Below are 14,886 nucleotides of genomic sequence, written 5' to 3'. Positions count from 1 at the left end.
ACCTAAAAAAATAGCCAGTCACAACGCTCTGTCACTGGCTATTTTATTGTTTAAATGAAGTTATTCAGCAACTTTCCGATAAGTTAAATACCCGATAACGCCACCACCGCCATCTTTTGGGTGATTTACGCCATCCATCACATTGACTGTCTCGAAATCAAAAGGTGAAACACCCTCTAGGCAAGCCACATTGACCCCATACTGTTCAGGGTTTGAACGTCGTTGATGAAAGGTATAAATGCCACACATTGAGCAGAAAAAGTGGGCGGCTTGGCGTGTATTGAAACGATACTCCGTCAATTTATCTTTGCCTTCGATAATTTCAATACCTGATAACGGAGCAGAGACCGCAATTGCTCCCCTCATACGACAGTAGGAGCAATTGCATCTTCTTGCGGTATTCAATCCATCGGATAGTGTGACTTTGAATTTAACGCTGCCACAGTGGCACTGAGCAAACCGTGTATCCATAGTGTCTCCTATCAATGTATTGAATAATTACACTAATTGATATGAGTGCTAATTAATTAGCTGTCGATGCCTTCTTTTTCGCCATTCCTTGTTTTTTCGCACCTGAGAATTGATAGCCAATCCACAGGACGCCTATCCATAATGGCATAATCAGTACAGAAATTCTCAAACTCTCCATCATCAAAATCACAATCAAGATCAATGCCAAGAAAGCGAGACACAAGTAGTTGCCGAACGGATACCAGATACTTTTAAACTTAGTTTCAATACCTTGCTTGTTCATTTGCGCTCTAAACTTTAAGTTAGAAATACAAATCATAATCCAGTTAATGACTAGCGTTGTCACAACTAATGACATTAAAAATACAAAGGCTTTCCCTTCCATCACAAAATTGATCAAGATACCTACCGAAGTCACAATACCTGAAACAATTAATGCCATAATAGGTACACCACCTTTATTGACTTTCGCCAGAAACTTAGGTGCATTATCTTGTTGAGCAAGGCCAAATAGCATACGGCTGGTACAGTATACGCCGCTGTTATAAACGGACAGCGCCGCTATCAACATAACCACATTTAATGCGTTGGCGACCAGAGCATCACCTAAATTATGGAAGATGATATAGAATGGGCTTGTATCGTTATCTAATTTAACCCATGGGTACAACTGCAATAAAATTAATATCGAGCCTATATAGAAAATCAAGATACGATAAACAACTTGGTTAATCGCTTTAGGAATGCTTTGTTCAGGTTTTTCAGCTTCTGCGGCGGTGATCCCGACCAACTCTAAGCCACCAAATGAAAACATAATAATAGCAAGAGCCATTAATAAACCAAGAAAATCGTTAGCAAAGAAGCCGCCATATTCCCATAGGTTAGACAGCCCAGATTCTGAACCACCTCGCCCACTAAACAGTAAATAACAACCAAAGAGGATCATCGCAACAATTGCAACCACCTTGATTAAGGCAAACCAGAACTCAGTTTCACCATAAGCGCGCACATTAATAAAGTTGACCGCATTTACAACGATAAAAAAGACGATGGCAGAAACCCAAATCGGTAAATCAGGCCACCACCCTTGCATATATTTCCCCGCGGCAGTCAGTTCCGTCATCCCAACGAGGATAAACATAAACCAATAATTCCATCCGGAGAGGAAGCCTGCAAAGCCTCCCCAATACTTAAATGCGAAGTGACTAAATGAACCTGCAACAGGCTCTTGAACGATCATTTCCCCTAACTGGCGCATGATCAGAAAAGCAATAACCCCACATAATGCATACCCTAACAATACCGAAGGGCCTGCCATTTTGATGGTTGTTGCTATTCCAAGAAACAGCCCTGTGCCAACGGCACCTCCCAAAGCAATCAATTGGATATGCCTATTCTTTAATCCACGCTTTAGCGTTTGCTGCTCTTGCGCCATAACTTTACCCTTATCATCCTATGTACTTGCTTGTTATCTCTATTGATTGAGCTAAGCATACAAGTTTATTTGAATTTTATTATTAACACTACTGAAACACATACTCTGCCCTATCTTGAGCCTTTATCATATTAAATATTGATGTTATCTGATAAAGATGCGCAAGACGCACAGTATGGCGTATTAAAGGATAAAATCAAAACGGTAACAAGTCAGTTATTTGACATATTCCAAATATAAAATTTTCACCACCTTGGTCGCAAAGGCTATCCATGGCTAAAAGATATAAAAAAATACAGGTTATCACGATGCATACACCGATGATCAATTTGTATTTCAACAATACTCTCCCTTAAAAAAACAGCACCATAATTATTAATTATCAATAAATTACGGTAAAGCTAAGATAAACAGAATGATACTATTGGCGAATAGACTATGTTTTGATGCCAAATGTTACCTCAGCCATCAGAATAAAATTTGAGGAAAATAAGCAGTTCATGTCAATTTTCGTCTTTATGCTTATTTTTCCTACTCATTGCCAAAAATTGTGTTTAATTGGCTTTTTTTTCATCAATTTAATCGTAATACCGCACAAGCGGCCTTTGTCATGATCAAATGAAGTTGTGTATACTTCAGCTACCTTATTTAGCCCATTAGCTATTCGTGTTTATTTTTTAGTCTTACCAATAAATACTTAGCTAATCTCTAAATAAATGAAGCTGGGTAGATACGTTTATGCGAGATCGCTGTACCATGCTAAAAGGGGTATAAACTCGCCCTATGGGGTTCGGATGCAATCTGTTTTACTATTGTTTTCTATTACGTGATTGAGGAATAATGCTTTCGTTGACTCAATTCGACAAAACAGATGTATTTTGAACAAAAATCTAACACCAAAAGGTCAACGACCTCAGTAATTGAATCGAGATGCCACAAGACAACCACTTAGCACTTGTTGATGCTCTAAGCAAATGGATCGAAGAACATTTAGGTCGTGTTATCCATTTGGAAGAGCTTGCCGCCTACTCAGGCTACTCCCTCTGGCATATGCAGAAAATCTTTAAGGAAGTCACAGGGATTTCATTAGGTAAATATATTCGCCAACGTCGACTGGCGGGTGCAGTCAACCTATTAAGAAATAGCGATCAGTCTATTTTTGATATCGCCTTAGACTTTGGATTTGGCTCACAATCACATTTTACCTATATGTTTAGGAAGGAATACGGCATTACACCGTTTGATTTCAGACAAAATGTTGATATTGATTTAGATGTAAAGGAGCCACTGCATTTAACCCATAACGGTGAGTGAAGATGCCTTATTTGCGTTGAGGCCCCTCCCCCTACATCACCCAATGCCATAAGCCATTGTCACTTATGCCGTTTTATTTTCTAACTCAGTTAGGTTATCAATAAGCGGCAAAAATCATTTACTTAATCATTTTAAGATCGTGGCGAACGATAAAATGGCTCATGTTGCACCGGTTTCTCGTTATTGCTCTTTTTTAGCTAATTTACATTTTGTGTAAATAGAGTAAGGTATTTCAATAAAACATCATTAACCGGAGGCGTTGATGTCTATCAAACTGGTAGCGATTGATTTAGATGGCACTTTACTCAACTCTCAACACCAAATCACCCCTGCTGTTAAAGAGGCGGTTATTCAGGCAAAAAATAAAGGTGTCCGTGTCGTACTTGCATCTGGGCGGCCATTTTCTGGGATCTTCCCCTACCTTCAAGAACTTGGGCTAGATAATGCATCAGATTATTGCATCAGCAATAATGGTAGTGTGATACATCAAGCCAATGATGGTACCCATTTAATTGAAAACCTTCTCGATTTTGAGGATTACCAATATTTTGTTTCTCTCGCTAACGATGTTGGTGTGCATATGCATGCACTTGCACAAAACACCATGTTCACCGCCAACCGTCACATTAGCCATTACACCGTCCATGATGCTTATTTGACAAATACTCCACTCGTATATTGTCCAGCAAACGAAATGGATCCCAGTCTCAAATTTACTAAAGTGATGATGATAGACCAGCCTGAAAAGCTGAGCGTTGGGATCAGTTATATTCCTGAAGATACTTTTGAAAGTTATTCTCTCATAAAAACCAGCCCTTACTTTTTAGAAATCTCCAGTAAAACGGCAAGTAAAGGCGCAGCACTACAGCTAATTTGTGAAAAACTCGGCATTACACCTGATAAAGTCATGAGTATTGGCGATCAAAATAATGATATACAAATGCTGCAATACGCCAAATTTCCCGTCGCTATGGGAAATGCTATCGATAACGTTCGTGATATTGCAAAATTTGTCACTGCCACCAATAACGAAGACGGTGTCGCCGTTGCGCTAAATAAATTTATTAACCAACAATAATCTTTTTGGCAGTGATATTCACTGCCAATTAATCATATCTTACAGAATCAGACTGCTTGTTTACCCATTCCCTTCCCTATTTCCCTACATCCAAAAGCCAAATGGATGACTAAAACCTTACTTAGCTTTCTAAATTTGATACTATCTGCCCCCTTAAAAATACTGTAATACTAAAATATTCATTGCAAAATATACATTACAAACAGGTAGTAACATGTTTTCGACTAAAGATATGGTAATTCTTGGGATGATGGTCTTCGCGCTATTTTTAGGCGCAGGAAACATTATTTTCCCTCCTATGGCAGGCTACCAATCGGGTACAGATTGGTTCAGCACATCGCTTGGCTTTATTATTACGGGTGTTATCCTGCCCTTTATGACTCTGGTTACCGTCGCCGTTAAAGGCCGTGGTGAGCGCCTGTCTGTGGATTTACCTAAGTGGGTTGCTGTCATTTTTTGGGTGGCGCTATACTTAATTGTAGGTTCAACCTTTGCGATGCCAAGGGTGACAAATACGGCTTTTGAAATGGGCTTCATTCCATTAGGTTTCATTGAAAAAAGCACCACCTCACACCTTACCTTTGCCTTGATTTTTAACGTGTGCTCTTTGTTCTTTATGCTTAAACAAGGCACGATGATCAGCGCAATCGGCAAGTTTATGACCCCAGCCTTGCTTATTCTATTGGTTGTGGTCGGGATCGCTGTGGTGGCAGAGCCATTATCTCCGATTAATGCACCAGTAAAACAATATGCCGATTATGCCTTTTTTGGTGGGGTAATTGATGGCTATCAAACCATGGACGTGCTATCTGCCATGGCCTTTGGTGGGATTGTCGCTCGTGCTTTAGCATCAAAAAATATCACTCAGCCTCGCCAAGTGGCTTTTATTACCATCAAAGCAGGCTTAATCTCTGTTAGCTTACTCGCTGCACTCTATATTTGCTTATTCTATCTTGGCGCAACCAGTGAACTTGTAGCCAATACAGCAACCAATGGTGGTCAAATATTCTCACGTTACGTGGATACATTATTCGGCTCAATTGGCACATGGATCATGTGTGGGATTGTCTTATTAGCTAGCATGACAACCCTTGTTGGCGTAACGAGTGCTTGTGCTGACTACTTTGCGACTTTCCACCATCGCTTAGGTTACCGTTTTTGGGTGGTCTTTTTCACATTGCTGACCACCATTGTCTCTACTTTCGGCCTAGACACATTATTAAGAGTGACTATTCCTGCGCTATTAATGATCTACCCATCTTCGGTCACCATTGTATTCCTGCAATTTGCAAGACGTTATATGGCTGCACCAAGAGTCACTTACGGTATTACTATCGCTGTTATCGTCTTTATGAGCCTATTAGATACATTAAATAATATGACGTTGCTAAGTGATAATGTGAAGGGCTTCCTTGTTTCAAACTTACCACTATTTGAACAAGGTATGGGCTGGTTGATACCGGGTGTTATCGCTTTCATAATTTCACTGTTTGTTGGCAACCTCTTTTGCAACAAAACCGTGCAATTAACCGATGAAAAAGCATAATTAATTACCAACGATAGCGCCCTACTTTATTGGGCGCTTTTTACCTTAGATGGCCGCCGAGTTGCAAGAAAGCAGATAATCGACCCAAGAGTTACCATTACCACTCCTTGCCAAAAACCTAATGTCAGCGCAGTGCTTAATAGAATTGACGAAAACGCCGTTGATATGACAGGTGTAAAGTAAGATAACGTACCTAATAAAGCGACATTGCCTCGGATCACAGCGAGCGTCCATAACGCATTCGCACCGCCTGTTGCTAAGGATGCCACTAACAGCAATGTGATACTGTGCCATGAAATATTGAATTGCTTATTAGGTTCAAACGCAAAAAGTATCCATAACCCTATCGCAGTGAGTAGAAAAAATAGCACCATTCCATTATGCCCCCCAGAAATACGCTTAGTCACATTGCTATAAAACGCCCAGAGGACAGCTCCAATAAAAGCGAGTAAATAACTTAATGGGTTACTTGAAATATTATCCGCAATTGCCGCGACTGAAATAGGTTGATCACCCGAAATGACCCATATTAACCCAGCAAATGCTAACAGTAGCCCAATACCAAGCAATAGAGTAAACCGCTGGCGATTAAACAAAACAGCTAATGCTATCGTAAAGCTGGGCCATAAATAATTCACCATCCCTAATTCAATAGCCTGTTGTCGGTCTTTTGCCAACCCCAGAGCTAATACAAAACACATTTCATAACTAACAAAGAGTAATGTTCCCCAAATTAAGTAGCGCTTAGGATAAGCACGAATTTTGGGAAACCCCATAAATACAACCAGAATGGCAGTACCAAGGCTATAAATTAATGCGGCTCCACCAACAGCACCAAAGTTTTCACTCGCACTTCGCACTAAACCAACAATCGTACTCCACAGTAAAATAGAGACTACGCCATAAAATGTTGCTGCATGTTGCCCTAATTTCATTGTTTACTCAATTTAACCGTTAGTTTTGAATTTATGAGAAAAACCTTAAAGCTCAGCCTATTAGAAAGCAAGTATTATTGATAACCTTTATTAAATTGAGTGAAAATGGGCTAGCTGACATCGGCGTCAATAAAAGGGAAATAAGAGCCAGCCAGAATGACATGACTCTTATTTTTATGATGATTAAATAGATTTTTGCTTATCCCACTGGGCTACATTTTCCTTATCCCAAATCCCCTCTTCTACCTGCGTTTTTAATTCAGGGTGCTGAGCAATATCAAATGTAGGAATTTTTCCTGCTTTCCTTTGCAAGTTATAATCTTTGGTTAATTTAAACGCGATACCAGACAGTAGCAAGATGGCAATTAAATTAGTAATTGCCATCAGCCCCATCGATAAATCCGCCATTTTCCATATCAATGGCATCTCGGCTAAGGCACCAAACATCACCATGCCTAATGCAGCTAGGCGCAAGATAAGCAAACCTGCGGTGTGATTATTTTCTAAGAATATCATATTGCTCTCTGCGTAAGCATAGTTGGCAATAATTGAAGTGAATGCAAAGAAAAAGATTGCGATTGCGATAAAGGTTGACCCCCAACTTCCCACGACAGATGACAAGGCCTGCTGCGTTAATTCAATTCCGCTGATTTTATCCATTGGGTTTTCAAGTACACCAGACGAGAGAATAATGATCGCCGTCGCACTGCAAATAACAATCGTATCCATAAAAACACCCAGCATTTGCACATAACCTTGTGAAGCAGGATGTGGGGGATATGGAGCGGCAGAAGCGGCTGCATTCGGTGCAGACCCCATCCCCGCTTCATTCGAAAATAACCCGCGCTGGATACCTTGAGTCATCGCTTGAGCAACACCGTAACCAATTGCCCCCCCTGCCGCTTCCTGTAACCCAAAAGCGTTGCGGATAATCATCATAAAGACGTCAGGTAAGCGTTCAATATGATGTCCAAGTACCCAAAATGCTAGCAGTAAATAAGCCAATGCCATAATAGGAACGATTAGCTCAGCAACCTTTGCAATTGATTTTAATCCGCCAAAAATAACAACACCACTCATCACCACAAGCGCAATGCCAACATATAGAGGGTTAAAATCAAATGCTACAGCAGTTGCTTGTGCAATTGAGTTTGCTTGAACGGCATTGAATACCAATCCAAATGCAATAATTAAAAAGATGGAAAATAACACGCCCATCCAACGGCGGTTTAACCCTTTTTGCATATAGTAGGCAGGACCGCCTCGATAATTTCCTTGGTCATCTTTTGTTTTGTACAATTGAGCGAGGGTTGATTCAATAAATGAGGTTGCCATCCCTAACATCGCAACCACCCACATCCAAAAAATGGCTCCAGGGCCTCCTGCCGTTATCGCAATGGCAACACCGGTTAAGTTCCCTGTTCCCACCCGAGCCGCTAAGCTGGTACACAATGCTTGAAAAGACGATATCCCTGCTTTATCGGCTTGATTACTATTTTTTAAAACACCAAACATATGACCAAAATGGCGAAACTGAATAAATCCTGTACGAAGTGTAAAGTAAACACCTACGCCAAGTAATAAATAGATGAGGAGCGACCCCCAAACAATGTCGTTTAGATAATTTACGATTTCTACCAAACCATTCCCCTTACTTTATTATATGTAAATAAAGATCGCTGTATAATTAATGATAATCTTTGTAATGTTTCATCTCACCAAGCACCCTTTCGATTATAAGAAACCAATCCCTAAACGTGCACAATGAAATACAAAACAAAGAGTCATAAAACTATATTTTTTTATCTTCCGTGTAAAACATTTTTTAAGTTTAAATTTTAAGATTGATATTTGTTATATAAATACCTAATATAAAGATGTGTGCTAGATAATATTTTTAATTTAAAATCAACAAATTGCACTCACAACAAGAGTGAACTCATAAAGTTAATCATTTGATTTTATGATATTATCGCTTTATTCACCAACTTGGTTATATAATAATCAAAATCTTATATTATTCCCTTTTATAAATACATATTTCTTTATTATTAATAATTCCTGCTCTACTAATAAAATGAATAATTTAATTTCACCAACATATTCAGTTTATTATTCAATAAATTTATCGCCTTATATTAAGGGTGAATACCCTCAAACTGTTTATTAAACAAGCAAATAGAACATTTAAAAAAAACATCGTAAAAAGAGCATTGAAAAATGATTATTGCTTCTATTTATACATCACCATAAAATTTACAATTAAATCGAAACCCTATTTAAGGTTAAAAAATGAAAATCACCATTAAAATCTCTGATGATGCTGTATCCCAAAGCCTTTATGACGCATTTGCTTCAGAACTAAGAGCAAGGGTATTAGAAGTTTATCCAGGTAGCGATCTCTATATTATTCATGATACTGGAGCAACTACATTTGAAACTTCTGGTTTTCATGATGACAAAGAAGCTCATATCGTTCTTCATGAATTAGTTGAAGACGTTCTCCATCATGGGCATTGGTCAAAATAATTATTCGCCTATGTTTTAGCCAGCCTTTACTTATATTCATTAAATTAAAGGCTGGTTACTCTCTCCTCCTCCATCTCTCCATAATGGCAATTGCTGATCAAGATCATATTTGTTACAAAATCAGCTAATCTTAGTCATAAAACCGCTTTTCTTATTACCGTTGTATGATAAATTATATAACGTAATTTTCATTTACATTGCTTTTGCTCAATATGGCAGCCAGTGTTTTTACTGGCTCTTTTTTGTTTCAAAATGCGAAATAATACTTAGGACACCCTCTTTTCGGCCTATTCTGCTATAGTCTCTGTCTATTATCCGATAAAGTTAAAATTCATTTAGTGTAAAACTAGAGGTACTGCCATGAAACGTCTTTTACTTGCTGTATGCTTTACACCGATTATCGCACTAGGCGCTAATGAACCACTAAATATTAGCCAAACTGCCATTGATTATTGTGATATTACAGGCCAAACACTCAATGATGCCTATCGTTCAGATAAAAGCAGCAACGAATTAGCAGCAGATGCACTTACTCAGCTAAAAAGTAAAAATGTTGATCTCGCTAAATTAGAGACAAACGAAGCTGATTTACAAAAGAACTTGGCTGTTGTCATTAAAACCATCCGCGATAATAAAGGTAGCTTTAAGAGCCAGGACGAATTCGCGAAATCGCTAAATGACTCAATCTCCGCTTGCAAAATCCAAACTGAGCTTCTGTTGAACAAAACGAAATAAGCATCAATCTATAAAAATGTACCCAGTCTCTATCGAAACTGGGCACATTCTATTATCTCATGAGCTGTTATGGTTGCTCTTTTTGGCATATCGTCTTGATAGAGGCCTGAATGTCCTCGTTATCGCTCAACAATAACTGATTCTTCCCTGAAAATTGCCCGTCACGAATATCAATATTAGCAACAAAAAGTAGTGCACGACCATCATTACCGACCTGATATGTGCCGCATACGCCTACACTTTCACCTTCTTTGTATTGATTCCGCTTAACAACCTTAACGTCATTGAAGTTCACAGGTTGCTGTGAGGCGAGTTTATTTTCGACCAATTGCTGAGCCATTTTTTGAATGTCGGAGTCATGAATTGCTGTAACATATTGATATACAAAGCCAGCAATAATAATCAAAATGACGATAAACAGTTTGGTTTTTATACGTTTCAATACATAATCCTTCTTGGCATTTAGCTAGTCAGACTAATTATAACGATATTAACTTGTTTTATGTGAACAAAATGAGCCAAGTTCGCCAAAATTTGATTTATTGGTGAATACAACAAGCGTGTTCTATAAGCCGTTATTAAGGATATCTTATCTTTTATTAATTAACTTATAATATTGTCAATTTAATTAATTTTTCATTCAATATAATATTCCATCACATTAATTTGATATTTAATTTTTATATTTTTTCATTATTCATTAATAAAAAAAACGTTTTCTAATTTCACTCATAATATTATAATTGAGAAATGATTATCATTTAAATATGGGAATAGAATGAAAGAGAGGATCGTAAAAAATCTTGTTGAGCTTACTTATGGTACTAACAACGATGTAAAAATAGCGGCAATTAATGCTTTAGGTGATTATAAATGTTCAATCGAGCAAGAAGACGCTATTGATAGATTGTTAGTTTTATGTGACGATTATAATAAAGAGATTGCCGTCGCTTCAATTAGTTCATTGAGTAAATTAGCGAAGTTTTTCTCTGATCTATAACGGTAGCATGCCATAACCAATTTAACCCGTGCCAATCAACATAAAAATTACTAATAAATCAATTAATTGCGACTGAAAGAAGAAGCGTATTCAAAATACCAATATGTTTATTACGTATTACTGCCTATAAAAAATAAAAATAGTTACTTTATTTTAAAGATCAATACAACTTTTTTTCATTGTGAAGGAAATAAGAGTAGTTAGTGATGAAACTATGATATATCTCTTTATTTAGGTAAATAACATTGAAATAATAAATAAAAGAGCCAAAATAATTATTAGTCGGTACCCAACAGGAGTATAAATATGAATTATTTAAAGCCTCTTTTTATTTCAGCAAGTTTATTTGCCATTAGCTTTTCTTCTTTCGCATATAACGATAATAATTATTGTGATGGTGCTTGGCATAAAAATGGTTATCACAATCAGCAACAATATAATGACCGCCCTTGTGATAATAACCGTCACTACAACGGTTCTGGACGTCACTATGGTCGCCATAATGGAGCTATGCAATATTCAACGTCAATTCAGACAACTCAGCCAGATGAGACCCTGAAAAAAATTGCAGCTGATGCGCCAAAGGGAGAAAGTGGTAAACAATACGTTGTTCGAGTCTCCGTTATTGAAATTTCAAACAATAATACCCCTCAACAGCGATAAACGAATTAGGGCAGTTAACACTGCCCTACAACTCACATCATCAAACGACCTACGAGATAAAAATCATATACCGATAGGCTGATAGCCTTGCCATTCAGGCTTAAAATGCTCACCGTCTGGCTGAGGGATAAGGTGAATATAATAATTGCCAATTTGATCCAATAAGAGACAATCATCAACATCCTTTAAATTGTCTTTATGCTGCTGTTGGCAATTAACTAATAATGCATTAATCGCTTTTTGCTTTGCTTCCGCCGCCGATTCAGCAACGAATAGATCAAACTCATGCAGTTCGGCCAGAGTAGATGGCTGATACCCTCCAACATTAATAAAGTATAGCCGCTGTGTCGTTAAAGAAGGCTCCTGATGTAGTTCGATTTTAAATCCATCCACCCAATTAATCGTTGCATAGCCGTCGATATGGATCTTATCCTTATCGCCAAACCAAGCTTCCCGCAATGCAGGCCAAGCATCTGTCGGTTTTTCGGCTACAACGAATTGAATATCATGAACTTCTATATTTGACTTCCCTGCATTGCCACCAACATAAAACATAAATAACTTCATTTTATCATCCAAATTATTATACAACCTTCGATATGTAATTCATTATACAACCATCGATATGTAATTCATTATACAACCATTGATGTATGAAAAGAAATTTTTTATCACAACAAACCATAAATTCTGAGTGATTATTTATATTTATCAATATATTAAAGTAATAATTAACCTGTATTTTGCTTAAAGTCCGATCTTAACAAAATGAATAAATAATCACTTGTGATAAATAATTATTTACAACAAATCTATTTTCAGTAATCTAATGATTACTATTTTTTTGCAAGGAAACACCATGGATCGTCGTTCTTTTCTAAAAACAAGCTCAGCCGTTATGGGCGGATTAGCTGTAAACTCTCTTTTCAATCAAGCTATTGCGGAAACAAAAACGCAATTTTTGCTTGATGCGCAACACCCTTTGCTGCTTAATTTTAATGAAAATTCACTCGGCATGTCGCCAAAAGCAAAAGATGCCGTTATTGCCGCTCTACCCGGTTCATTCCGCTATCCTGATGATGCTAGAGCTGACCTAATTGCAGCACTAGGTAAACACTATGCCTTGACCGACAAGCATGTCACATTGGGAAATGGCTCTTCAGAAACCATCCAAGCTGCCGTTGCGATGCTAGCAGCAAAAGCACGCCAACAAAATCAAGGACTTCAACTTATTACGCCCGACCCAACATTCAATTACGCCGAGTTATATACTCAATCATTTGCAGGTAAAATCACTAAAGTTCCGTTAAAAGAAGATTTGTCATTCGACCTAAAAAAAATGGAACAACTTGCTGATGAATTTGATGGGTTATCAATCATTTATATTTGTAACCCAAATAACCCAACGGCGATGATCACACCAGCAAGCGAATTAAGCGAATGGATGCATAAATCTTCAGATAAACAATTTTTCATCGTAGACGAAGCCTACGCTGAATTCGTTGAAGACCCGAAATTTATCAGTGCCATTGAGCTTGTGAAACAGGGTAAAAATAACCTTGTTGTCACTCGCACCTTTTCAAAGATTTTTGCGTTAGCAGGACTGCGTGTTGGTTACGGTATCGCAACCCCTGAAGTTATTGCTGCCATTGATGCGTTTTTACCTTTAGATAATACCAATACAGCTGGCGCCGTTGCCGCTCTTGCTTCTTTGCAGGATAAATCATTTATTGCATATAGTCTGAAATCCAATAACTTATCTAGAAAAATCGTTGAAACCGCATTAGATGAACTCGGTATTACCTATGCCCCTTCACAAGCGAATTTTATCTTTCATAAAGTTAAAGGTGATGTCAAAACATACCAAAAAAGAATGGCCGATGCGCACATTATGGTTGGACGTGAATTTCCACCAGCAATGGGTTGGAGCCGTTTAACGCTAGGTACCCCCGAAGAGATGGAGCAATTTGTTATTGTATTAAAACAGTTCCGCGAGAAAGGTTGGGTATAGTCGCTCGTCTCTCCCCTGTATTTAAGACAGGGGAGAGACATATTTAAGCCCTTAAAATGGGCCTTTGAAGATAAAAAAGGCGCCCGCAAAGATCAAAATAAAGCCAATAATATGGTTTATCGAAATACTCTCCCCAAGATAAAGCACAGAAAACACCACAAAGACACAAAGTGTGATAACTTCCTGCATCGTTTTTAATTCAGCTGCACTATAATATTGATGCCCTAGCCGATTGGCTGGAACCGCAAAGCAATATTCTACAAATGCAATTAACCAACTGAAAAAAATGATGCTATACAGTGGCTTATCTGTAAACTTTAAGTGTCCATACCATGCAAACATCATAAAAACATTTGAAATCACTAATAATAAAATAGGATAAGATTTAGCAAGCATTTTGGTTAACGTTGAGCAGATAATTTTGACCATTATGAGATCAAAACAAATAAAATTCATTAGAATTTATTTTTCACTCTCACTATCGACACTGCGGATCCTTATTGGTAAAACCACCTGCTATATTCATCAATAAATGAAGAGATTTTGAGGAATCGTATTATGATCCAGTACCGATTCATGGAAATAACGGATTGTGAAAAAGTTGCCCAATTGTTGCAAATTAACGCACAATCACAAGGTGGTGGGTTATTAGGTGAGTACCCTTTAGGTAAAGTTAAAGGGATGTTTGCTAGCGCAAGTCATACCGTTGTAGCCTATGAAAATGGACATATTGTTGGCGTTGTTTTTAGTTTTAGCCCTCACGCTAAAACCCTCCCTGCATTGGCGCAATATATCACCCAACACTTTACCCCCATTATAGAAAATAATTGGTTTTACGGTCCCGTATGTATTGATACTGCATATCGAGGGAAAAGTATTCTTAAATCCCTGTATGACACGATATGTGCTAAACAGACCGGTCAACCCGTCGCATTTATTAATAGTAGTAACATACGCTCTTTAAAAGCACATCAGAAATTAGGTATGCAGAAAATTGCTGAATTTACCTTCGAGCATATTCTCTACTATTTAGTTAAACCATAAACCATCATAGCGCTACAGTTCCATTTTCCACAATACCCCCATAAAATGTACCAAGCAGTACATTTTTGTTTTCATTCCTCGTTTCTTACGTTACATTAGTAAAATAATGTTTTGAGGAGTTCTTT

The 14,886-nt window shown here is 37.8% G+C and carries 17 protein-coding genes; 9 read left to right on the top strand and 8 right to left on the bottom strand.

The window, feature by feature from the left end:
• Window positions 1–60: 60 nt before the first annotated feature.
• From PSF11_RS05440 to mgrB, 3 genes are all read right to left on the bottom strand, one after another.
• On the bottom strand, window positions 61–471 hold the full coding sequence (locus PSF11_RS05440) for a GFA family protein (RefSeq protein WP_036940567.1): 411 nt from the start codon (window positions 469–471) through the stop codon (window positions 61–63).
• Window positions 472–523: 52 nt separating this feature from the next.
• A complete protein-coding gene (locus PSF11_RS05435; RefSeq protein WP_072502313.1) occupies window positions 524–1,906 on the bottom strand; it encodes an amino acid permease in 1,383 nt (460 codons plus the stop codon).
• 196 nt (window positions 1,907–2,102) lie between these two features.
• Window positions 2,103–2,213 (bottom strand): PhoP/PhoQ regulator MgrB, encoded by a 111-nt coding sequence (gene mgrB / locus PSF11_RS05430; RefSeq protein WP_376738365.1) that lies wholly within the window; start codon window positions 2,211–2,213, stop codon window positions 2,103–2,105.
• 623 nt (window positions 2,214–2,836) lie between these two features.
• On the opposite strand from mgrB, the gene PSF11_RS05425 reads away from it, so the two are divergent.
• The 3 genes from PSF11_RS05425 to brnQ all read left to right on the top strand — a co-directional run bounded on the left by PSF11_RS05425 (window position 2,837) and on the right by brnQ (window position 5,844).
• The gene (locus tag PSF11_RS05425; protein WP_004920708.1) at window positions 2,837–3,220 is read left to right on the top strand and encodes a helix-turn-helix domain-containing protein; all 384 of its coding nucleotides are present in this window, start codon (window positions 2,837–2,839) and stop codon (window positions 3,218–3,220) included.
• 262 nt (window positions 3,221–3,482) lie between these two features.
• On the top strand, window positions 3,483–4,298 hold the full coding sequence (gene yidA, locus PSF11_RS05420) for a sugar-phosphatase (protein WP_004920710.1): 816 nt from the start codon (window positions 3,483–3,485) through the stop codon (window positions 4,296–4,298).
• Between the two features lie 214 nt (window positions 4,299–4,512).
• On the top strand, window positions 4,513–5,844 hold the full coding sequence (brnQ, locus tag PSF11_RS05415; RefSeq protein ID WP_004920713.1) for a branched-chain amino acid transport system II carrier protein: 1,332 nt from the start codon (window positions 4,513–4,515) through the stop codon (window positions 5,842–5,844).
• Window positions 5,845–5,870: 26 nt separating this feature from the next.
• Here the strand turns inward: brnQ and yddG are convergent, their stop codons facing one another.
• Together yddG and PSF11_RS05405 are read right to left on the bottom strand one after the other, a co-directional pair.
• Window positions 5,871–6,779: an aromatic amino acid DMT transporter YddG gene (yddG, locus tag PSF11_RS05410; RefSeq protein WP_004920715.1), complete on the bottom strand. Its 909-nt coding sequence runs from the start codon at window positions 6,777–6,779 to the stop codon at window positions 5,871–5,873.
• 183 nt (window positions 6,780–6,962) lie between these two features.
• Complete coding sequence (locus PSF11_RS05405) at window positions 6,963–8,420, bottom strand: alanine/glycine:cation symporter family protein (protein WP_004920719.1); 1,458 nt, start codon at window positions 8,418–8,420, stop codon at window positions 6,963–6,965.
• A gap of 651 nt (window positions 8,421–9,071) precedes the next feature.
• On the opposite strand from PSF11_RS05405, the gene PSF11_RS05400 reads away from it, so the two are divergent.
• Together PSF11_RS05400 and PSF11_RS05395 are read left to right on the top strand one after the other, a co-directional pair.
• Window positions 9,072–9,308 carry a DinI-like family protein gene (locus PSF11_RS05400; protein WP_004920724.1) on the top strand — a complete coding sequence of 79 codons (237 nt, stop codon included), beginning with the start codon at window positions 9,072–9,074 and terminating at the stop codon, window positions 9,306–9,308.
• A 360-nt stretch (window positions 9,309–9,668) separates the two neighbouring features.
• A complete protein-coding gene (locus tag PSF11_RS05395; RefSeq protein WP_004920727.1) occupies window positions 9,669–10,043 on the top strand; it encodes a hypothetical protein in 375 nt (124 codons plus the stop codon).
• A gap of 67 nt (window positions 10,044–10,110) precedes the next feature.
• Here the strand turns inward: PSF11_RS05395 and PSF11_RS05390 are convergent, their stop codons facing one another.
• Window positions 10,111–10,485 carry a hypothetical protein gene (locus PSF11_RS05390; RefSeq protein WP_014656135.1) on the bottom strand — a complete coding sequence of 125 codons (375 nt, stop codon included), beginning with the start codon at window positions 10,483–10,485 and terminating at the stop codon, window positions 10,111–10,113.
• A 336-nt stretch (window positions 10,486–10,821) separates the two neighbouring features.
• Here PSF11_RS05390 and PSF11_RS05385 point away from each other — a divergent pair, with 336 nt between their 5' ends.
• Both PSF11_RS05385 and PSF11_RS05380 read left to right on the top strand, forming a co-directional pair.
• Window positions 10,822–11,043 (top strand): hypothetical protein, encoded by a 222-nt coding sequence (locus PSF11_RS05385; RefSeq protein ID WP_004920733.1) that lies wholly within the window; start codon window positions 10,822–10,824, stop codon window positions 11,041–11,043.
• A gap of 306 nt (window positions 11,044–11,349) precedes the next feature.
• A complete protein-coding gene (locus PSF11_RS05380) occupies window positions 11,350–11,706 on the top strand; it encodes a hypothetical protein (protein WP_004920739.1) in 357 nt (118 codons plus the stop codon).
• A 63-nt stretch (window positions 11,707–11,769) separates the two neighbouring features.
• Here the strand turns inward: PSF11_RS05380 and PSF11_RS05375 are convergent, their stop codons facing one another.
• A complete protein-coding gene (locus PSF11_RS05375; RefSeq protein ID WP_014656136.1) occupies window positions 11,770–12,273 on the bottom strand; it encodes a DUF1543 domain-containing protein in 504 nt (167 codons plus the stop codon).
• Window positions 12,274–12,565: 292 nt separating this feature from the next.
• Between PSF11_RS05375 and PSF11_RS05370 the strand changes: the two genes are divergently transcribed.
• Entirely contained in the window at window positions 12,566–13,717 is a 1,152-nt protein-coding gene (locus PSF11_RS05370; RefSeq protein ID WP_014656137.1) for a pyridoxal phosphate-dependent aminotransferase, read from the top strand.
• Between the two features lie 51 nt (window positions 13,718–13,768).
• Here the strand turns inward: PSF11_RS05370 and PSF11_RS05365 are convergent, their stop codons facing one another.
• The gene (locus PSF11_RS05365) at window positions 13,769–14,113 is read right to left on the bottom strand and encodes a DMT family protein (protein WP_036943916.1); all 345 of its coding nucleotides are present in this window, start codon (window positions 14,111–14,113) and stop codon (window positions 13,769–13,771) included.
• A 162-nt stretch (window positions 14,114–14,275) separates the two neighbouring features.
• On the opposite strand from PSF11_RS05365, the gene PSF11_RS05360 reads away from it, so the two are divergent.
• Window positions 14,276–14,761, top strand: coding sequence for a GNAT family N-acetyltransferase (locus PSF11_RS05360; protein WP_072502315.1), 486 nt, complete (start codon window positions 14,276–14,278; stop codon window positions 14,759–14,761).
• Window positions 14,762–14,886: the final 125 nt, after the last annotated feature.

It is taken from the genome of Providencia sp. PROV119 (assembly GCF_028482435.1).
Classification (GTDB): domain Bacteria; phylum Pseudomonadota; class Gammaproteobacteria; order Enterobacterales; family Enterobacteriaceae; genus Providencia; species Providencia stuartii.
Note: the sequence above shows the minus strand (reverse complement) of the source record. Positions and strands in the feature narration are given on the sequence as shown.

What these genes read in the sequence shown, in the direction of transcription:
- PSF11_RS05380 (WP_004920739.1), top strand. Translation starts at nt 11,350, where the DNA reads ATGAATTATTTAAAGCCTCTTTTTATTTCAGCAAGTTTATTTGCCATT.
- PSF11_RS05375 (WP_014656136.1), bottom strand. Translation starts at nt 12,273, where the DNA reads ATGAAGTTATTTATGTTTTATGTTGGTGGCAATGCAGGGAAGTCAAAT.
- brnQ (WP_004920713.1), top strand. Translation starts at nt 4,513, where the DNA reads ATGTTTTCGACTAAAGATATGGTAATTCTTGGGATGATGGTCTTCGCG.
- PSF11_RS05365 (WP_036943916.1), bottom strand. Translation starts at nt 14,113, where the DNA reads ATGCTTGCTAAATCTTATCCTATTTTATTATTAGTGATTTCAAATGTT.
- PSF11_RS05425 (WP_004920708.1), top strand. Translation starts at nt 2,837, where the DNA reads ATGCCACAAGACAACCACTTAGCACTTGTTGATGCTCTAAGCAAATGG.
- PSF11_RS05370 (WP_014656137.1), top strand. Translation starts at nt 12,566, where the DNA reads ATGGATCGTCGTTCTTTTCTAAAAACAAGCTCAGCCGTTATGGGCGGA.
- PSF11_RS05435 (WP_072502313.1), bottom strand. Translation starts at nt 1,906, where the DNA reads ATGGCGCAAGAGCAGCAAACGCTAAAGCGTGGATTAAAGAATAGGCAT.
- PSF11_RS05385 (WP_004920733.1), top strand. Translation starts at nt 10,822, where the DNA reads ATGAAAGAGAGGATCGTAAAAAATCTTGTTGAGCTTACTTATGGTACT.
- PSF11_RS05400 (WP_004920724.1), top strand. Translation starts at nt 9,072, where the DNA reads ATGAAAATCACCATTAAAATCTCTGATGATGCTGTATCCCAAAGCCTT.
- PSF11_RS05440 (WP_036940567.1), bottom strand. Translation starts at nt 471, where the DNA reads ATGGATACACGGTTTGCTCAGTGCCACTGTGGCAGCGTTAAATTCAAA.
- PSF11_RS05395 (WP_004920727.1), top strand. Translation starts at nt 9,669, where the DNA reads ATGAAACGTCTTTTACTTGCTGTATGCTTTACACCGATTATCGCACTA.
- yidA (WP_004920710.1), top strand. Translation starts at nt 3,483, where the DNA reads ATGTCTATCAAACTGGTAGCGATTGATTTAGATGGCACTTTACTCAAC.
- yddG (WP_004920715.1), bottom strand. Translation starts at nt 6,779, where the DNA reads ATGAAATTAGGGCAACATGCAGCAACATTTTATGGCGTAGTCTCTATT.
- PSF11_RS05360 (WP_072502315.1), top strand. Translation starts at nt 14,276, where the DNA reads ATGATCCAGTACCGATTCATGGAAATAACGGATTGTGAAAAAGTTGCC.